We start from the raw sequence: 20,092 nt of genomic DNA on the forward strand, positions 1-20,092 counted from the left end.
CGCCTAACGGTATTTGTCTAAGATTTCTTGATAGCGGCTTACACCACTTTCACCCACTGTTTTTTTCAACGCATCGACTCCCTTTTGCAATTGAGAAACAAGTTTTCTGTCCACTTCCAGATTAAATGCAAAATAGAGTTCACCTTCACGAAGTACGTGTACCACTTCATATTCCTCGGTGCTGTAACCCGCGCTCTTTAGCCACCATTTGGCAACGTTCTCTTCATAGGCCCATAAATCAATGCGATCTTTGGCTAGTTGACTCGCCAGCATATCCGGTACTGAGCTTTCAATCATGGAATCACGCGGTACACCCAACTCCAATAGCAGCTGTTCACCCACATCATCTCGGATGACCCCTATACGATATTGAGCTAACGCTATGGTTTGGTTGATGACGATATTGCGTGAGCGTTTTGCTAATACCACAATCCTCGTCGTGCTTATTGGTCCAGCCCATTGGAAGATATGCTCTCGCAATTTGGTTCGCGTGGTTGAGAAAAGGACAGTATTAGGTTTAATCAATGCAGTGCGATAAGCCCTTGGCCAAGGCTGAACCTGAATCGCCTCAAGACCAACAGGACTTTCAATATGAGCGCTCGCGGCAGCCAACACATCAACGGCAATACCTTGTACTACGCCATCGTTCTGATAATTGTAAGGAGGATACTGTTCGGTGAGATAGTTTAATTGATTGAGCTCTCTACCGTTTACGCTAATAGCGAGAAAGGACATACCCATCAAAAAACATGTCAAAAGTCGCATATACGACCCCTACAAATTAATAACAATCTACTTATTAATGTAGAGGTCTATAACGATTCCGTCTAGGAAACACCCTATTCAGTAGAGCCTCTAATTGGCTTTTTTGTAGGTGCGCTCTGGTCGACCAACTGAACCATAGTTGAGATCCGCCTCTAGTTCACCTGTACTAATCAGGTACTCCAAATAGCGTCTCGCAGTGGTGCGACTCGCACCAATCTGTTCCCCAGCTTCATCCGCAGTAAGATGAACATGTTCAACAAATAGCGTTTTGATTTTTTCGAGCGTTACCCCATCAATCCCCTTGGGTAAACGATTCTTAGGCGACTCGTTGGAAGGTGTCGATTGGAGCATCTTATCCACGATGTTTTGGTCCAAGTCACTTGCGTGATTCAACTGATGCTTCTGCGAAATGTATTTCTTGAGTGCCACTTCAAGTCTCGGAAATACGACCGGTTTGAGCAAGTAGTCGACCACGCCCCCACGCATCGCCTGTTGCAGCGTTTCAACGTCGCGTGCAGCGGTAATCAGAATGACATCACAACTTAAATGATTGCTGCGCAGTTCATGTAAAATCTCTAACCCAGTACCGTCGGGAAGGTAAACATCTAACAACAATAAGTCAGGCGCTAATACCTCTAACTGAAGACCCGCTTCTCGCTTTGTCGTCGCAATGCCAATTACTTCATAGCCATCCATCTGCTCTAAGTAGCGTTGATGGAGTTGCGCTATCGCGAGATCGTCTTCAATGATCATTACTCGCGTTACTGAGGTCATATCTGTTCTTCCTTAGGTAGGTACACCGTGATCCTTGCTCCATGTTGCTTATTGTTGACCATTTCCAACTCGCCGTGATAACGAATTGCGAGTTCATTGATGAGATATAAGCCCACTCCTCGTGTTGCCTTATCTTTACTCGAGACGCCCCGTCTTACCAATGATTCTACACTCATGTTTTCAGGCAACCCACATCCTTGATCGATTACTTCTAAAATCACTTCATTACCAAAGTCACTAATTGAGACTTCAATCGTACGTCGGTGGGGGGCAAATAAGGTCTCTTTCGTTATCGCTTCACGCGTCGCATCGAATGCATTGTCGATTAAATTACCAAGAATCGTGACCAGATCTTCTGGGTTAATTCGTTTCGGTAAAGGTTCGAGACGAGAGCCTTCTTCAACCACTAAACGCAGACCAAGCTCTCTTGCACGTTCAGTTTTGCCTAATAACATACCCGCAATCAGAGGCTCTTTGACTGTTTCTCGCAAAAACTCGATCAATGCTTGATAGTGCTCAGTTTCCTGACCGATCAAATATTGCACCGCTTCCAGCTCTCCCATCTGAACCATGCCGCTAATCGTATTGAGCTTATTTCGATGCTCATGAGTCTGAGAGCGCAACATTTCTGCATACTCTTTGGTCTTAGCCAATTGCTCAGTCAATTCGGTCAGGTCGTCTCTCAAGCGAAAACTCGACACCGCCCCCACCACTTTGCCATCAACAATGATGGGACTTCGGTTGGCAATCAAACGCTGCTTGTTGAGGTAGAGGTTAATATCATGGTCTGTACGAGCTGTTTGCAACACGGTTTGCAAGTCACTGTCTGGGAGTACTTCACTTAATGGTTGGTTAAGCGACTGCTCTTTGCTGAGGCCTAATATTTGGCACGCACTCTTATTGATAGACCGCAACTTGCCTTTATCATCAATGGTTAGAATTCCCTCTTTAAGGGTTTCGAGAGTAACATCAAGCTCAACATACAACCGCCCAATTTCTTCGGGCTCAAAGCCTAAAATCGCACGCTGAAAGCGACGTGACGCATAGCTCGAAACAATCGCATTGGCGCCAACAACAGCAAATGCCATCAGGATCAGGTAGATCAAAAACGGTTCTATTCGGTCTTGTAGTCTGTCGATTAGATAACCGACTGAGACGACACCGATGATTTGTCCTTGCGCATTGAATACTGCCGACTTTCCTCGGACGGAATAACCCAGCGAGCCTTTAGCGATCGAAACGTAAGATTGTCCATCGATCAGAGCTCGATCGTTATCCCCGCCTTTCATTGGTTTACCAAGTCGCTCATCCAACGGATGCACTAAACGGACACCTTCGTTGTTGCCGACAACAATGAAAGCAGCACCAATTAAGGTCGTCAGCGTTCGATAGCGTTCCTGACTTTCTTCATCTGGGCCATTTTCGATCATTTCAATTACGTAAGGAGATTCGGCAAGAAATGAAGCAATTCCCAACGCTTTCTGCCCCATCTCATCTTCTTGGGCATGCTTAATATAGACAAAGCCAGCTGCAACGAGTAACAGCAACTCGATTAAGCCAGATAGCGTCATAATAATCAGCATTCGTTTACGAAAACTGATGCTACTCCATTTCATAAATACTCCTTTTTCCACCTAAAGGATAACATTCGGATAACAAGCCAACGATTGGAGGATGAGTAATATGTGAAGCCCACAAAGATAAAATATTGACAGTGGTTATAAAGCCACCAAGCCGCATAAAGAAAACGTTTGCCTTGGGGTTGTTAGGCATTTTTAAATATGAAATCGGTATAATATTTGATCTAGATCATGAATATTCATGGTCATTTTTTACGCAATGCAGTCAGATTTTTCGTATAATTGTTGAGCACAGCCATTGTGCAAAACGTTAGTTTGGGCAGCCAAATTTCACATAAATACTACAACTATTTTGGCTGAAGGTATGACAGAGGAAAAGGCGATGAAAAGGGATATTTTCGGCATTTGTTTATCAAGAAGTATGCTCTCCAACAACCTAGCGAGCACGTTTACTCATGTCAGGGCTTACCAAAAGTCAGATCAAGGCGAGGATGTGACGGTGATGCATGCTTATCCACAAATGTCTGGGCAGGAGCTATTAACCAATTTGAAACAGTCCGAACGCTTATTGTGGCGTGCTGAGTTTGTCTGCTCCAACAACAAATAGCCTCATTCGTTGATAAGGAAAAGGGAAGCATTGCGCTTCCCTTTTTGTTTGCTTTAACTCGAAGGCGAATCCGCCATTTTTCTCACCTGAGTGAGGTATCGAATCCAACTTTTCGCCTGCGATGAAGGCTCTATCTGCTCAGCGCGTTTTGCCTCAATAAGGGCATCTTCGACTCGATTTAACTTGAACAGTACACGCGTCTTAGCCAACGCGACTTGTTCTTTATGCCCCTCGACTTTGTTTAGTACTGGCAGAGCTTGTTGATAGTGTCCCTGCTGTACCATTAACTGGGCAACATTCCAATGATAGTCTTTATCTAACTGCGCGGCCTGCCTCCACACCTCTATCGCTTTGCTCCATTCCTTTGCCGATTGCCAATAGACGGCCTGTTCCACCAACAGTTTTACGTCACTAGATGCGTTTTCGAGCTCACTAATTTCCAACGCTGCACGCTCCGGTACACCTCGTTTAGCGTAGAGCTGGGCGAGAATACGGCGATCATTTTGCGTTAATGCTAGCTGATTCAGCTTGGCCAGAGAGAGCGTATCCAGAGCCTCTTTGTCTTGCCCTACCCGCATCTGCAAGCTCGCTAACTGTCGCCACCAATTAAGCTTCTCAGGTTGCAAAGCAATCAACTGTTTTAGCGTTGGAATCGCCTGTGACCACTGTTTTAACTGCAATTGTGCGCCCAAAATGAGTGATAATGGCTGAATTCGGTCACTGGCCGATGCCTTCAGATAGTGATTCGCTGCCGGAATTACCTTATTCCACTGTTCAAGTTGATAATGAGACTGAGCAATACGTAGCCACACATCTTCTATTGGTGTTTTCTCGGCAGCGGATTTAACCAACGAATAGTAATGCTTGAGAGCCAGTTGATAGTTTTGCTGGCTAAGATGCAGATCTGCCAGCATTTTCTGGGTAGTCCAAGCCTGTTCATCTTGTAGCAGTCCACTCATTACCGCCTTGGTTAACTGCCCAATCGCGGCATCCACTTGACCATCCTGCCATAAAAAAACACCCTGCATACGAGCGATAAATGCTTGGTCATAAGCTCTTGATGAGTCGATCTGCTGAAGTTCGTTAATCGCCTCTTTGAGCTGGTCATTTTGCGCCAACTGGTGCGCCTTTTGTACACGAATCGCACTATATTGACTCAACTCTTGGGCGGTTCCCATCACGGAAAACAACACAAGAAAAACGACGAATAGATGTCTAATCATGGCGCTATTTTAAACTCCACTGTAGCCGTCTGACCGAATTGCGATAAGGCTTTGCCATCGACAATCTTCGGCTGATACTTCCATTTTTTGAGTGCTGCGATAGCTTCTCGCTCAAAGGTGCGCTTGGGCTTAGCATCTAGCACCTCTAAATCCGTCGGTCTACCTGTTGGGTCAATGGTAAATTTAATCACAACATAACCTTCAATGCGGCGCTTTGCCGCCTGGCTTGGATATCTAGGCTCAACTCGATAGAGTGGCATCGCCTGTTGATTGACCCCAAAATCGCCAAAACTCGGGGCGCGAATCGCCAATCCTTCGATCGCAGTACTGAGACCTAGTGAAGGTTGAGAAACCGGAGATAATTGAGTCTGTTCGGCATTCGCTTGAGAAGTCGGCATATGCTGCGGCACCTGCGGTGCTTTAGGCGGTTCTGGGACACTGCGTTGACGTCTCTGCACGTCTTGCTCATTCTCCAACATGATCATGTTAAAACTGAGCGATTGGCTTGTGTCGGGGACAGATCGTTGACCACTGTCTACCATCAGTGCCATCACGCTGAATATCGCGAGCACACAGGCGAACGCAAGCGGTATCGCTAATAGCAATCGCATCACTAGATCTTCTCCGCTGCTAATGCGATATTGCGTACACCTGCGCTCTTGGCTGCATCCATGACCTTAACCACGGTACCACTGTACGCGTGTTCGTCAGCCTGAATAACCAATGACGCGTCCGGCTTGTCCAACATCAAGTGTTCAAGCGTCGCCTGCACTCGCTCTACATCAACAACACGTTTGTCGATATATATATCGTTTGCCGAGGTAATAGCGACAAAGATCCCCACTTCTTTCTGACTCACCACGTTTGATGCAGTCGGTCGATTGACCTCTACACCTGATTCTCGTACAAATGAACTGGTAACGATAAAGAAGATCAACATGATAAATACAATATCAAGCATTGATGTCAGATCGACCTGCGCTTCTTCTTGTCTCTGTTGACGTCGACCGAGTCTCATCGTTGACTCCTTAATGATTTTTCTAATTTAATTTCGTTCATGTGACACGCTTTTTGTAAACGGGCGTAAGCAAACATGCCAGTTAAAGCCGCAACCATACCCGCCATCGTTGGCAAGGTCGCTAGTGAAATACCAGACGCCATCAATTTGGGATTACTGCTGCCCTGATTGGCCATGACATCAAATACTGAAATCATTCCTGTTACGGTGCCTAACAACCCCAACATTGGGCAAATCGCCACCAGCACCTTGATGATATTTAGGTGTTGGTGGAGCTGACGATGCGCTTCAGATAGCCAACCATCACGGATAGACCGCGCATACCAAGAGTCGTGGTCGGTTCTCAATTGCCATTTAGCCACCCACTGTTTTTTTAACGTGGGAAACTGAAACCACAAAAACACCACACGCTCTATCAGTAAAATCCAGCTCAATAACACCACTGAGGCTAACCACCAAAGCACTTGGCCACCCTGCTGCATAAATTGTTGCAGAGCACTTAGCCAAGATTGCGTCATGATCAACTCCGACAATAGAGCAAATAGCGCGTCCATTACGCTGCATTCCCCAACTTGTCGTCAACCACGACATTATCCTGTTCCGCCTGCTCGGCCACTAAAGCGATCCCTTGCTTCTCAAGAATGTTACGGATGGCTTCCGCTTGAGCACTCAAAATATTGTGTGCCAACAACAACGGCATGGCAGCGATGAGGCCTAGCACTGTCGTTACCAATGCCATTGATATTCCGCCAGCCATTACTTTTGGATCACCATTGCCGAATTGTGTAATCACTTGGAAGGTTTCAATCATACCTGTCACCGTGCCTAATAGACCGAGCATGGGTGCCAACGCCGCCAGCAATTTAAGCATTGAGAGGCCTTTCTCTAAACTGGCCTGTTCATCAACCACCGCTTCAAGCAAGCGTAACTCTAAAGCTTCAACAGTCTTGTGTTTGCCATTTCCATAAACCGCCAACACACGACCAAGTGGGTTATCCGTGGGCATGTTAGGATTTTTAAACTGACTTCGAATTTTTTGGCGAGCAACAGACAAACTTACACCACGAACCAAAGCAATCAACAAACCAATAGCAAGCAAGCCGAGAATCACTTTACCCACGGCACCGCCCGCTTGAAGTCTGTCCATAAGACTTGGGGTCAATGCGAGTTGCTCTAGCATCACGCCACGGGAAGGATCTATGACTAGCGCTGTCGGTAGACCTTTACTCAAGTTTGCTAACGTATCTAGCGTAGGACCATTTTCCGGTTGTTGAATATACGCTGTCGCAACCTGCTTACTGCCGTTCCAGTTGAGGTAGCCTTGCTGACCAACAAGTCCAAAAGCCCCTAAGCGCAGCGCCTGTGTTTGCTGAGATATCCCTTCACCGTCGATAAAGGCGACAAGCGTCGATTCGATCTCTCGGCTAGCATCAACCTGCTCACTAAACGCGAGCCATAGTTCGGTCAACTGCGGTAAGGAAGGGAGCTGCATTGCAGCGACGATCTCATTCACTGCCTCGGTATGCGTCTGCGCGCCTGCACCAGTGACCGATTGAGATAACTCTGATTGCAGTTGTTTGGCATTTTGTCTCACGACACCAAACACCTCGCCCAAGCTACCTGTTTCTAGACGCAGTTTCTCTTCCAATTCTGCTAACTGCTGTTCATTTCGACTGAAATCAGCGGCTAACTGGTCGTTTTGCGCTTGCAGAGCCTGTTTCTGCTTTGAAAGTTGTTGCTTTAACTGCGCCAGTTCTTGCTCGGTTTGTTTAAAGCCAGATTCACGTAATTGATTGTGCTGTTGCTGAACTTTCGCTTCATTCTTCGCGGCGGAGACTAAATCACTCGCCGAAGAATAGATTGGCAAAGCCGTTAAGGTCAGCAAAGTTATTAGGGCTGGGAATCTCATTGCTTCGCCTCCGCAACTTTCAGTGATACCGGCAAAGTGATCAAACTTGGCGCAACCTGTTTCGCCGCCATACTAAACGCGCTATCTAGTTGAGATTTTAGGGAAGCGTCTACTTCATACCACTTCGAGTCATTTTGATTCCAAGACCAGAATTTTTTGCCATTCAGGCTGCGTGCAACAAGAGACACACGACCAACATAGAGCACATCTGCCTGACGTTTTTCGCCATCGATAATCACTTGCCCCTGATAAAGCCCAAGCTTTGTTCCGTAGTCCATCTCGATTTGATAAGCTTCCAGAATACGACGATACTTCTCAGCATCACTGACATCCGCTCGGGTCATCATAGAGTCAAGCTTAGCGAGACGCTCATTGCGTTGATCTAACTTAATTGGGACATCTTGAGCGACAATCTGTTTCAGTCCATCAATCATCTGATACATCAAAGGTACAATCCCCTGACGTGTCGCCTTAATTTCTTCAATCTGGCGCTCTAAGCTACTTGCCTCTTGTTGCTGGCTATTCACCAAAAATGTCAAATGCTGACGATAGACTTCGAGGTTCTTGACCTCTTCTTGCAACTGCTCAATCTCTGCCTTAAACAACAGTGTTTTTTCAGCACTGCTATCAATGCGTTTTTGGCTGCTGGCAGAAGCCGAATTGGTCTTGCTTTGAATGCCTTGCGCGGTATCTAAACCGCTAGCCAATGTACTTGTTGCTGCGAGGGTAAGACTAAGTGCCAAACTTATCGTAACTGAATTCATAACGTCTGTTTTTACTGATGTCATTATATAATTGAGAAGCAATCTCATTTAGGGTGATGCTCATAGTAGCGTCATTAAGCAAAATTGCAATGATCGCTACACTTAAACAGGAATAGGGAAAGGTACTACCCTCTCCCTGATTCGTTCACAGAATTTTACTCAACTGTGATTAGTATTTAATTTGCAGTGTTGCCATATAGTTTCGACCTTCTCCAATCACTACATCTTCCGCGTAGTTATGGCTCGATGAGGTTGCACCACCTCCGGCCAAATAATCGGTGTCAAACAGGTTTTCTACGCTAAGACGAGCCACCATATCAAGGTTTGCATCATACTTATAGGTGTAGGCAAGCCCCATATCGACTCGAGTATACCCCTCTTTCTTAAAAGTATTGGCATCATCACCATATCGAGCGCCTTGATAGATAATACCCAAATTCACATCTAGCTCGTTAGTAGCAGCATAGCTAGACCATAAACTCGCGGCAAACTCAGGGACATCTTTCGGTTTGTTACCTGCATAGGTCTCATGCTGACTGATTTCAGCATCCAAATACATGGCAGAGCCAAACAGTGACACTCGCTCTGTTACCATACCCTGCGCCGTCAATTCAGCGCCGCGGTGTTGCTGTTCACCGTCTTGAGTTTTGATGTAGTTGCCAGCATTGATAGTATCTTCGACATCCATAGCAACATTCTGTTGCGTGATATCAAATAGCGCGCCAGATAGATATAGACGCTTATCGAGTAATTCCCACTTAGTACCCACTTCATAAGAGACACCCGTTGCTGCGTCTAAAAGAGCGCCATCGTTGGTGTAAGTGCGGCGACCACTTGCCACCGCGCCTTGTGGTTCAAAGCTTTCGGCATATGAAGCGTAAACACTGCCGTTGTCTGCGGGATGATAGATAACAGCAAACTTAGGCGAGATATTCTCTTCAGCAACGCCATCCGCAACCTTACGATCAAAACGAACGCCTGCAAGTAACTGCCACTGCTCGTTTAACGTCATCAGGTCTTGTGCATAAAAGCCCCAAGTGTCGTAGCTGGAATGACTCACTACATTTCGACCGCTTTGTGTCGGTACTCCCACGCTTTCGCCAGGTGCAACATCTTGAGTCGTGAAGCCTTTCTGATTGCGGTCATAGCTGTATCCCAACCAGTTCGAGCCAATTAGTAGCTGATGGCTTATGCCCGCCAATTCAAGATGACCAATCAGATCGAAATGACCTGTTCTGTAACGCCACTTATCATGGCGATTGTTACCACCATGCCCTACCGTACCGTTACTGTCTAAATCAGAGAAGTCTGGATAGCTTTCAATATCCGTTCGCTCCATGTCCTGATAGTTAAAGCCCGTGTTAACAGACCAGACAGCAGAAAGGTGTGCATCAATGTTGAAACCAATATTCTCTACATCATTTTCGATTTGAGACCACTGTGCGTCCCATATCAATTCTTTTCCTCTGACAGGCTGACCATCTAGAGTGTAGAGAGCACCAGAATCAACACTGCCTTTATCATTAGTTTTGTCGTAATTAAGTGACAGTGTGACGTCATCATTAATGTCATAATCAACAAACAGCCCCGCGACTAATCGGTCAGTTTGTGGTTTGGAACCGTCTGAGTAAGTTCTCCACGAACCCACACTTTCTTTCGCCAACACCGTGCGAGCGCGCAATGTCTCTGCCTCGTTAAGCGCACCGCTAACATCAACCATCGTACGAGAATGATTGTTCGATCCGATATCCTGGCTAACGTTTACTTGCGTCTCATAAGTCGGCTTTTTCGTGACCATATTGATCAAGCCGCCAGGGGCAGAGACACCGTACAACAAACCCGATGGCCCTTTCACCACTTCGACTCGCTCTAGTAACTCGACAGGTTGGCGATAATGAGACCAATGTTGATGACCATCACGTAGGAAGCCAGATGAGCTTTCAACTTCAAAACCACGTAACGAAAAACGTTCACGGTTACGGCCTGTTCCACCAGCACTCACACTGGCATCATTCTTTAGAACCTCTCCCAAAGTGCTTGCTCGCTGTTCTTCAATAAGCTGTTCGCCTATCACGGCAACCTGCCCCGGAGTTTCTAGCTGACTCACTTCCATACGCATAGAGGTAGAATTCGTCTCTGCCTGATAACCGTAATCACGCCCTTGAACCACCATGTGTTCATCGGTCTCAACACTGTGCGCGTAAACTCCAGGTACCGCCAATACCGTACCAATAACCAGTGCTAAGCGACTTTTAGTGAACATTTTCTTCTCCGTAGCTTGTGCAGAGCACAGCAGCTCTGCCTCATCATTTTTAACGGATCGAAATATAAGTGATAACCAATATCATTTGCATTAAATTTACAATCTTTGCAATAGGCGTACATTTCATCGTCAATCCCCTGCCCATAAAGCACAAAAGCGAATGCCACATGACATTCGCTTCGCGTGATTCGTCGTCGTATTAACGTCTAATGGGCAAAATGAGCTGAACACTCAGTCCGCCAGTGGCTCGGTTGGATGCGATCACCTTACCATTAAGCAGACTCACTGCCTCTTTGACAATCGCCAGCCCCAAACCATACCCACCCTGCTGCTTGTTGCGCGAGGATTCCAAGCGTGTAAACGGTCTGAATATCTCCTTAATGTGACTTTGAGGTATGCCTGGCCCGTTGTCACAAACCTCTACCACAACATAACCTAAGTTCGTTGATTTAGTGTCTACGCTTACCCTTATTTCGGCGCTATCACCAGCATACTTGATGCTGTTGGTCAGCAGGTTATTAAGGCATCGGAGTACCAAGCGCTGATCCGTCACGATCATAGGAAGATTCGCACCATAATCGACCGTCATCGTTTGATGCTGCCTGAGTTGGAGACGGCTTTGCTCAACCTGACTTGAAATCAAACTTTCGAGGCAGACAGGCTTATAACTCGCTTCATAGCGAGAGTTTTCCAATCGACTGTACTCTAAAATCTCGGCTACCAAGACGTCCATTTGATCCACTTCTCGTTCCAATCGTTCAATCAGAGGGCGGTGTGAATCTGATGATTTTGCTCGAAGTAGATGGAGTGCGAGATTCTGTCTGGCTAATGGTGTGCGCAGTTCATGAGAGACGTCTCTTATCAAGTTGCGTTGACGCTGGGCTAAAGCATGGATCTCTTTGGTCATATCGTCGAAATCACGAGCTAAGTCATTAAACTCGCGCGTGTTGGAGCGCAATTCGCTCACAACACTGATATTAAAATCACCGGACGCAAGTCGACGACTCGACTCGCGCAATCGGTCCAACGGTCTTTTCAGTTGATTAGCCAAAATCAGCGAAAACAACGAGAGCATGGTAATGACGATCACCACTTTACTTACCGCCAGATAAACAAGAAAACGATGTGCTGGGTGCATTTCACTTGGCAATTGCACGACTAAGGTGTTGCCACCATCAAGGCCCAATCCAATCAATGGCTTACTCACCGTATCGCTTAAGGGGCTATCTAACTCTCGCAAGAAGCGCAGTTTAAATTCGAAGTGTGGATGCATCTGACGGTGAGACAGCGGCTGATTGTCCCGATCGAGAACAAAGAGGTAATAAGGTTGTGCGTTGGCCCAGTCGGCCAGTTCATCCATATCCCCTTCTTCGATCAGAACATTGGCCTGATGAGCCAATTGTAAAATATGTTGCTTGATTGGCACCGGCACCTTGAGCACCGCTTTAACTAATGCCTGCTCAGCAATAACTTGCAACAGGAGTATCGACACCATGACTGCCGCCATATGGCTAAACAACTGGAACACCAAGCTGTCTTTTCGCTGGGCAAAACTGTTGCGTAAACTAAATCGATACATGGTCATTAGCCTACGTTGGCGTTGAAGCTATATCCTTTGCCTCTCACCGTCTTTATATGTTGTTTGGAGAGTCCGGCTTCCACAAACTTACGTCTCAAGTTGCTGATGTGCATGTCTAAATTTCGATCGTATGGGCTGAGTTCTTTTTTCAGCACTTGGATCTGTAACTCTGCTTTAGACACAACCACACCTTCATTCTTTATCAGATAACCGAGTAAATCAGCCTCGGTGCAGGTCAAAGGCAACTGAGAAGAATCAAACGAACCTTGAGACTCGCAACTATTGGCTTGTCTTTGTTTCTCTAGACCGACACGTCGAAATATCGCTTTGATCCGAGTCAGTAATTCAGGAACCTTGAAAGGCTTAGCGATATATTGATCCGCGCCAGACTGATAGCCATCAAGTATCGATTCTTCATCATTGAGAGCCGTCAGCATTAGGATAGGAGTCGCAAAGCGCTGGCAGATTTTTCGCGCAACTTGCATACCATTAAGTTTAGGCAGCATGACATCAAGTAAAACCAGATCTACGGCCTTCTTTTCTAGGTATTTAAGTGCGCTCTCACCGCAGTGGACGCATTCAACGAGGTAACCTTCAGCTTCCAGAACATCAGACAGCAAGTGACACAGTTCGATATCATCATCGACAACTAAAATTCGCGACATGAGAATAGCAGTACAATTGAAAAGGGTTCGCATTCTAAACTAAGGCCATATTGAAGACAATGGCACTTAGTTGCGAAGTGCTGTGCGAATAGTCGGATCTAACGTCAACCAAGGTTCAAGACTGACGAGAATAGGCTCCTAAGCTTAATTTTGGTCGTGCGCCAATGAGTCGTTGGCGTTCTCGGTGCCGTACTCAGCAAGTGCTGATAGACAGGCTCAGTAAATTCGACCTGCCCTCCATGCGCAACCAGCAATACTTTCGGCTGGAGATTGTAGATACGCTTAATCGAAGCCCGATATTTATTTGGATGGAAGACGGGAAACGGTGAGATAAGATGTTTTTTGACTTCGACCATCAGATCGGCGACATACAAAATTCCTTTCTCTTGGTGATGCAGCGAAAGGTCTCTATCGGTGTGCCCCGGTGTTTCGAGCACGGTCCAATCTTCAAAGCCAGGAATCATTTCACCATCTGAAAGCTCAATATCGGCGATCAGCTTTCGTGAATACCACAAATTTCTCCGCGGTTTGTTTTTACGTCGCGCAACCCAACGCGCCAGCATAATATCGGTCAAGTGCATTGCAAATCCGCTCACCCCGCCATACCAATGATGATCTCGTTTTGCCGCCACTATCTTACACCCTGTAATCGATCGTAGCTTATGCGCTGCGCCCGCATGGTCTGGGTGCATGTGTGTCACTACCACTGCGGCTAGATCACTAAACGGGCGCTGCAACTCATGAGTAATAAAATGTTTGAGATACGAAATATCAGCTCTCGATGCACCATCTAGTAACATCAGCTTTTTTTCATACTCCACCAGATAAATTTTTTGGATATAGCCATCTAAAGCATGGATCTTCATAGCCGCTAAATATTTAACATTGCATTTACATTCAACTTATCAGGCTTATCACTATTGCAAAGAGTATTAGCTCTAATATGTGACGTCACAGATGCCTTTGACCAACAAATTTGAGCGATACAAACACAAAAGCGCGGCATTCACACCGCGCTCTCATATCAATGCCCTTGACTCAGTGTGCTTTGCTGGTTGATAAGCCAGTCATCTTAGCCACCTGCTCTACGACGGTATTCACTTGCTGGGCAATCTGCTTGAGTGTCTCCATCTCTTCGTCACTAAACGGATGTTGCAAGATCGCTTCTGCACCATTTTTACCCACCACCGTTGGCAAACTCAGCACGACATCTTTCAGGCCATATTCTCCCTTGAGCAAGGTAGCAACAGGCAAGACAGAGCGTTCGTCAATCATCAACGCTTGTATGATTCGAAATACGCTGGCGGAGATACCGTGAGTGGTATTTTGCTTACGTTTGAAAATCTCATACCCTGCCTGCTTGACCGACTCTAGCAGTTCGTCAGCACAGATCCGCTCAATATGGTGGGTATCACAATAGTAATCCGCGGGCTGACCAGCGATAGAAATAAGACTTTTGGGTGTAAAACAGTGGCTACCATGCTCACCCAGCACATAGCCAAATACGTTCTTGGGATCGAGATTGACACGATTGCCGACAATACTCATCAAACGGGCGGTATCAATAACACAGCCACTACTGATCACTTTAGAACGCGGGAAATGGGTATTGGTGGCGATAAAGTGAGCCACGACATCACATGGATTACTGACCACGATTAAAGTCGCGTTAGGCGCTACGCGTTCAACTTCTTTGGCAATCTCAACACCAATGCGGGTATTGATTTCAGCCAGATCGATACGTGTTTGTCCTTGTTTGATCTGAGCACCTGCGGTAATCACGACGATATCAGCGCCAATGAGAGTCAGATAGTTATCCGTCGGGACTAAATGGGTGTTTTTTGAAAACGTCAAAGCGGCTGTGTGCCTAAAATCAAAGACCTCGCCTTCTGCGCGTTGTAAGTCTTTATCCAGCAGTACAAGCTCACTGATACTTCCTAGTGTCAGAAGGTAGTTACATACGCCTACCCCTACAGAACCAGCACCAATCACACCGATTTTCATTTATCTTTCCTTGTTAGATCTGTCCTATAACTTTGGATTGTACTAACAATTTCATCAATGATGCTAATTTAATTTTATCTATGAAATAAATATCAGATGTTTAATCTAAATATCGCGTAAAGACTAGACACGTCTCTTAAATAGCCGCCCATCTGTGCGATAGAATATCAGCGACACCAAGATCAGCCCACAACCGATCAACTTATTGCCAGACAACTGCTCACCATACCAAACAATACTGAGAACCACAGTCCAGATTGGCTCAAAGAGCATGATCAACGCCGCGTTGGCTGGATTACAACCTTTCTGACCTAAAGTTTGCATCACGTATCTCAAACTGGTTGCTAACAAGGCGCTCAGTGCAAACCATCCCCAAATGGAAGCGTCCACACTTTCAGGGAAAGTTTCGAACATCATCGACATAAGCAGTGCAATCACGCCAGTAACAAATAGCTGGATACAGGTCAGCAACAACACTGGCACCTTGCGGGCGAGCTGACTGTTAACGTTGAAATGCAGAGCAAGTAAACACGCATTGGCCAAAAACCAAAGCTGACCCGCAGAGCTATTCCAACCATTGGTTAACGACAACATCGCCAAGCCAGCTACTGCTATAGGCATAGAAATCCAAAATGCTCGTTTCGGTCTATCTTGGTAAAGAACCCAAGCAATAATAGGGACAATAATCATCGATAGGCTGACGATAAACGCCCCTTCGCCCAATGTCTCACTGATTGAAATCGCATAGACCCAACTCAGCAACGCGAAAGACAGTATCACCCCTCCTCCAACCGCCTGCCCAATAAGAGCAAGCGTCAATTGGCGAAAACGCTTAACACATAGAGGAAGTAAGCAAACCGACGCGACGAGAAAACGCAAGCCAACGAACCCAAAAGGCGGCAAACCTTGAATCGTCTCTTTGGAAAAAATCCACCCCAGCCCTGCGAGTGCTGTTGTTGCAAATAGTATCCAGCCAGCTTTATTTTCAGCGTTCAAATTCAAGTTCTCTTTCTCGTTATTATCGTTATTATCGTTATTATCGTTATTATCGTTATTATCGTTATTATCGTTATTATCGTTTTGATAGTGTCAGATTTATTGAACAGAAGCTATTAATTATCTACTCATCTTCACCACTTCATACTAAGCTATCACTCTGAACTATTTGAGGATTATTCGATATGATCATTGTTGGACACCGAGGTGTCGCCGGACATTTCCCTGAAAATACACGTTGCAGTATTGAAGCCGCCATCGCGCTAGGTTTGAAATGGGTAGAAGTCGATATTCAACCAACCAAAGATAACCAGCTAGTTGTCTGTCATGACCACACCATCAACCGTTGCAGTAACGGTCGTGGCCGCGTTGATCGCTATACGTTGGATGAACTCAAACAATTTGATTTTGGTCGTTGGTTCGACCGCAAGTTTGCCAACCAGACAATTATGACACTCAATGAACTGCTCAATTTAGCTGTAGAGAACAAGCTAAAACTTAATTTAGAGGTCAAAATCGATCGTCACGATCCAATGCTAGTTTGTCAGCTCCTCGCTAAAGAGCTAGGCAGCAGCCAAGCCACAACTGAAGACATTGTCCTATCGAGCTTTAACCACGACATTGTGCGTTGTCTGCACCAACTTATTCCCGAGTACAGACTCGCCGTGTTGTGTGATCGAGTAACGACTAAGGTGGAACGTTTACTTAAGCAAGTCTCTGCTTTTAGCTGCAACGTTAACTATAAATTTCTTAACAACAGCAAGATTTATCGGCTCCAAGCGGAGGGGTTTCAGGTGTGGAGCTATACGGTCAACAATCCAAAATCATTGCGTCATCTATCGAAGCTCGACGCCATTTTTAGCGACTTTCCTCAACGCTTTCTCACGCATAATCCTCAGTAGTAACCTGTACAGTGTTATCCACCACCACTGGATAACACTGGCTATGTGAGTGCGTCAGCTCACAATTTTCATTTTAGCTCTCACGCCCAAAAGCATTCCAAAAACCAAACAAAACCATTAAATATCAAAGACATAAACCAAAACCACCCTCTATGACTTTGTTTTTATCGTATAAAAATCCCACAAAAATGCTTGCTTCTTATTTGGATTAAAACTACTGTATACACATACAGCATGTATAAAGGAACAGTGATTATGATTCAGGCACAAACTCAGACTTCAGCGTTTTCAAAATATAATGTTCTTGCTCAACCGACTCAGCCGATGAACATCGATGACACGACGTTAAATCGCCTAGCGGGTCTTTCCAATCAAAAGCAATGGATTCTGTTTACTGCTGAGTGCCCTCGCCCGAATTATGATCAGTTCGCTTCTTGCCATGTAAGCTGCAAAAAGATTATTCAGATGAAACCTTCACAGACCCAGTCTGAATTCGAAATCGTCATTAAGGCGATCCAATCCGGTAATGCCAGTGCTGTCGTTGCCTCTAACAATCTTTCTACTGTTGAGCAAAGCCTACTTTGTGAACATGCTCGTCAGTATCAATGTGAAGTCTTCTTCGTCGAAGGAAGAGTGAACCAATTTCACTAATCAACACTGCCAATCGCCCCTCTCTGAGGGGTTGTTTTTTGTTAATCTCAGCTCATTTTGCTTGCAACATAAAAAAATAAGCAAACGTTTGCTTTTTCTCTGGCAGCACAGAATAGTTCTGGTATGATGCGTTGGATATCGGCTGTCGCGAATGGCAGTCGCCCACCTTGCTAAAGATAGGAATGTCGAAATGAGTCTCGCTGATCAAGTTCTTGCCGTAAACGATGATCTCCCAATTCGTACTGATAAACCCGTTCACAGTGGCAAAGTCCGTTCAGTCTATTGGCTGACGGAAGAAGACAGTAAACGCCTTATTAAAGAGAAAGGCTACGATGTTGCCCCTGATGCACCATTGGCTATCATGGTGATCAGTGACCGTATTTCTGCTTTTGATTGTATCTGGCATGCTGAAGGTGGATTAAAAGGTGTTCCTGGTAAAGGAGCGGCTCTAAACGCTATCTCCAACCACTGGTTTAAGTTGTTTAAAGACAACGGGCTTGCTGACAGCCATATTCTAGATATTCCGCACCCATTTGTTTGGATTGTCCAAAAAGCCAAACCAATCATGATTGAGGCGATCTGTCGCCAATATATTACTGGCTCAATGTGGCGTGCATACGAAAAAGGCGAGCGTGAATTCTGTGGAATTCAACTACCAGAAGGGCTAGAGAAAGATAAGCCGCTTGCTGAGTTGCTCATGACACCGTCGACAAAAGGCATTCTTAAAGGCATCTCAGGTGTACCTGAAGCTGACGATGTTAATATTACTCGTAAAAATATCGAGGATAACTTCGCTGCCTTTAACTTCTCTAAAGCAGAAGACATCGCACTTTACGAAAAATTACTTCGTGAAGGTTTCGTGGTTATCAGCAATGCACTTGCCGAAGTCGACCAGATTTTTGTCGACACTAAATTCGAATTTGGCTACGTGACTGACGCAGCAGGTAACGAAAAGCTCATATACATGGATGAAGTTGGTACACCCGATTCATCACGAATTTGGGATGAGGAAGAGTACAATCAAGGTCGAATCGTCGAGAACTCAAAAGAAGGTTTCCGCCAATTCCTACTTAATTACTTCCCAGATCCAGACATTTTGCTCAACAAAGAGCGAATGGATGAACGTGAGGCTTTGGCTCGTGACAATGCGTTACCATTAGAATCACTGATCGATATTTCAACGACTTATCTAAGCATTGCCGCTAAAATTACTGGCCAAGAGATCAAACTAAGTGACAATCCGAAGCAGGAAATCATCGATATCCTTTCTCGCGATTACGGGCTGATCGACTAGATAAGCCATCATACGCAAAAGCCCCGCTCAGCAATGAGCGGGGCTTATTGATCACAGCTCAAACACTATTTGTCTTTGCCTTTGTCACCTTTATCTTTACTGCCTTTATCTTTGCCACTATTGTGGTTGCCCTTATCGCCACTTTTTCCTTTACCAGATGTTGGGCTCGCTTGTTCTGACTCATCGTCGCTGCCTTTCAGCGTTCCCGTCCCATTTCCTGGGTTAGAGTACTTAGCGTGAGCATTTAGCTCTTCTTGGGTGACGAACCCATCTTTGTCTTTATCAAACGATGCAAAGGCACTGAGTTTGTTTCTACCATCAGTACCATCGTCATTAAACAGGCGCTGCTGGGTTCAGTGACGACGCCGTATTCCGCCAGAAGTCCTCGAAGCTGATTCACAGTGGCCGTTCGTTGTTTATACCCAATCAACTTGAAAATGCAGGCTTGAGTACCTGAAAATTATCATTGATTCGAGACGTCAGTGAACCTGCGATCTCTGGAAGAGTCACAGTAAAAAATTCATCGATGGCTTCCTTGAAGTCTCGTTTATTTTTGAAGTAAACGTTATTCCTCGACTGCTCGTTCATTACCTTCCAAAGCCGCTCAATTGGGTTGAGATTTGGGCTGTAAGGTGGAAGGTAATGCAGCTCAATGTTAAGGACAAATGCGGCATCTTTGACTAAGTCACTGCGGTGATATCCCGCACCATCTAAGATGATATGAAGCTTATAGGCTAATGGATAACTCTCTCTTAACTTACAGAAAAAGCGAACAATATTTTCACTGTTAATACTCTCGTAATCGTGAACGATGGTGGCACCAATATCTGACAGGTTTAGTGCGCCAATAATGTTCAATCGGCTACGATTGCCCGTTGTTTCAATCACTTTAGCCTGACCAGTACGTATCCAGCCATGAGATATTTTTGTTAATAAGGTTGGGTGAACTGCGTCGATAAAGACTATCGATTCATCCTTGCCACAGCTTGCCTTTAGAGCTTCATAAGCCTCTATGAATGCTTGCTGTTTTGCTTTATCAAACTTGTGTGGAACGCCTTTCGGTTGCTTGTAGCTAAAGCCATTGTGGTGAAGCCATTT

General features: G+C 45.5%; 20 protein-coding genes. 4 read left to right on the forward strand and 16 right to left on the reverse strand.

The window, feature by feature from the left end; translation table 11 throughout:
• Positions 1-3: 3 nt before the first annotated feature.
• From ACQEXR_RS05020 to ACQEXR_RS05030, 3 genes are all read right to left on the reverse strand, one after another.
• Positions 4-765, reverse strand: coding sequence for a substrate-binding periplasmic protein (locus ACQEXR_RS05020; RefSeq protein ID WP_426953249.1), 762 nt, complete (start codon positions 763-765; stop codon positions 4-6).
• A 90-nt stretch (positions 766-855) separates the two neighbouring features.
• Positions 856-1,539, reverse strand: a complete 684-nt coding sequence (locus ACQEXR_RS05025) for a response regulator (RefSeq protein ID WP_138970906.1) — start codon at positions 1,537-1,539, stop codon at positions 856-858.
• Positions 1,536-3,155 (reverse strand): ATP-binding protein, encoded by a 1,620-nt coding sequence (locus ACQEXR_RS05030; protein WP_427019867.1) that lies wholly within the window; start codon positions 3,153-3,155, stop codon positions 1,536-1,538. Before ACQEXR_RS05030 ends, ACQEXR_RS05025 begins: the two co-directional genes overlap by 4 nt.
• 346 nt (positions 3,156-3,501) lie before the next feature.
• Here ACQEXR_RS05030 and ACQEXR_RS05035 point away from each other — a divergent pair, with 346 nt between their 5' ends.
• Positions 3,502-3,726: a hypothetical protein gene (locus ACQEXR_RS05035; RefSeq protein WP_138970904.1), complete on the forward strand. Its 225-nt coding sequence runs from the start codon at positions 3,502-3,504 to the stop codon at positions 3,724-3,726.
• 53 nt (positions 3,727-3,779) lie between these two features.
• Here the strand turns inward: ACQEXR_RS05035 and ACQEXR_RS05040 are convergent, their stop codons facing one another.
• From ACQEXR_RS05040 to ACQEXR_RS05095, 12 genes are all read right to left on the reverse strand, one after another.
• Positions 3,780-4,949 (reverse strand): tetratricopeptide repeat protein, encoded by a 1,170-nt coding sequence (locus tag ACQEXR_RS05040; protein ID WP_426953251.1) that lies wholly within the window; start codon positions 4,947-4,949, stop codon positions 3,780-3,782.
• A complete protein-coding gene (locus ACQEXR_RS05045; RefSeq protein WP_427019868.1) occupies positions 4,946-5,563 on the reverse strand; it encodes an energy transducer TonB in 618 nt (205 codons plus the stop codon). Before ACQEXR_RS05045 ends, ACQEXR_RS05040 begins: the two co-directional genes overlap by 4 nt.
• Positions 5,563-5,967, reverse strand: coding sequence for an ExbD/TolR family protein (locus ACQEXR_RS05050; protein ID WP_138970901.1), 405 nt, complete (start codon positions 5,965-5,967; stop codon positions 5,563-5,565). Before ACQEXR_RS05050 ends, ACQEXR_RS05045 begins: the two co-directional genes overlap by 1 nt.
• Positions 5,964-6,521: a MotA/TolQ/ExbB proton channel family protein gene (locus ACQEXR_RS05055; RefSeq protein WP_426953253.1), complete on the reverse strand. Its 558-nt coding sequence runs from the start codon at positions 6,519-6,521 to the stop codon at positions 5,964-5,966. The genes ACQEXR_RS05050 and ACQEXR_RS05055 overlap by 4 nt, the downstream gene beginning before the upstream one ends.
• A complete protein-coding gene (locus ACQEXR_RS05060) occupies positions 6,521-7,876 on the reverse strand; it encodes a MotA/TolQ/ExbB proton channel family protein (RefSeq protein WP_427019869.1) in 1,356 nt (451 codons plus the stop codon). The genes ACQEXR_RS05055 and ACQEXR_RS05060 overlap by 1 nt, the downstream gene beginning before the upstream one ends.
• Positions 7,873-8,640, reverse strand: coding sequence for a DUF3450 domain-containing protein (locus ACQEXR_RS05065; RefSeq protein WP_427019870.1), 768 nt, complete (start codon positions 8,638-8,640; stop codon positions 7,873-7,875). The genes ACQEXR_RS05060 and ACQEXR_RS05065 overlap by 4 nt, the downstream gene beginning before the upstream one ends.
• 169 nt (positions 8,641-8,809) lie before the next feature.
• The gene (locus tag ACQEXR_RS05070) at positions 8,810-10,903 is read right to left on the reverse strand and encodes a TonB-dependent siderophore receptor (RefSeq protein ID WP_427019871.1); all 2,094 of its coding nucleotides are present in this window, start codon (positions 10,901-10,903) and stop codon (positions 8,810-8,812) included.
• Between the two features lie 199 nt (positions 10,904-11,102).
• Complete coding sequence (locus ACQEXR_RS05075; protein ID WP_427019872.1) at positions 11,103-12,482, reverse strand: histidine kinase sensor domain-containing protein; 1,380 nt, start codon at positions 12,480-12,482, stop codon at positions 11,103-11,105.
• Between the two features lie 5 nt (positions 12,483-12,487).
• Positions 12,488-13,147, reverse strand: a complete 660-nt coding sequence (locus ACQEXR_RS05080) for a response regulator transcription factor (RefSeq protein ID WP_426953257.1) — start codon at positions 13,145-13,147, stop codon at positions 12,488-12,490.
• Between the two features lie 104 nt (positions 13,148-13,251).
• A complete protein-coding gene (locus ACQEXR_RS05085; RefSeq protein WP_427019873.1) occupies positions 13,252-14,013 on the reverse strand; it encodes an MBL fold metallo-hydrolase in 762 nt (253 codons plus the stop codon).
• 172 nt (positions 14,014-14,185) lie between these two features.
• A complete protein-coding gene (locus ACQEXR_RS05090) occupies positions 14,186-15,151 on the reverse strand; it encodes a lactate/malate family dehydrogenase (RefSeq protein WP_138970893.1) in 966 nt (321 codons plus the stop codon).
• A gap of 123 nt (positions 15,152-15,274) precedes the next feature.
• A complete protein-coding gene (locus ACQEXR_RS05095) occupies positions 15,275-16,147 on the reverse strand; it encodes a DMT family transporter (RefSeq protein WP_138970892.1) in 873 nt (290 codons plus the stop codon).
• Between the two features lie 185 nt (positions 16,148-16,332).
• Between ACQEXR_RS05095 and ACQEXR_RS05100 the strand changes: the two genes are divergently transcribed.
• The 3 genes from ACQEXR_RS05100 (at position 16,333) to ACQEXR_RS05110 (ending at position 18,994) form a co-directional block, all read left to right on the forward strand.
• Entirely contained in the window at positions 16,333-17,049 is a 717-nt protein-coding gene (locus ACQEXR_RS05100; RefSeq protein WP_138970891.1) for a glycerophosphodiester phosphodiesterase family protein, read from the forward strand.
• Positions 17,050-17,304: 255 nt separating this feature from the next.
• Complete coding sequence (locus ACQEXR_RS05105; RefSeq protein WP_138970890.1) at positions 17,305-17,700, forward strand: SulA-like leucine-rich domain-containing protein; 396 nt, start codon at positions 17,305-17,307, stop codon at positions 17,698-17,700.
• Between the two features lie 190 nt (positions 17,701-17,890).
• Complete coding sequence (locus ACQEXR_RS05110; protein ID WP_427019874.1) at positions 17,891-18,994, forward strand: phosphoribosylaminoimidazolesuccinocarboxamide synthase; 1,104 nt, start codon at positions 17,891-17,893, stop codon at positions 18,992-18,994.
• A gap of 426 nt (positions 18,995-19,420) precedes the next feature.
• Here ACQEXR_RS05110 and ACQEXR_RS05115 read toward each other — a convergent pair.
• A partial coding sequence (locus ACQEXR_RS05115; protein WP_427019875.1) for an IS630 family transposase occupies positions 19,421-20,092 on the reverse strand: 672 nt, incomplete at its 5' end.

The sequence above is a fragment of the Vibrio sp. TRT 2004 genome (assembly GCF_050113735.1).
GTDB lineage: Bacteria > Pseudomonadota > Gammaproteobacteria > Enterobacterales > Vibrionaceae > Vibrio.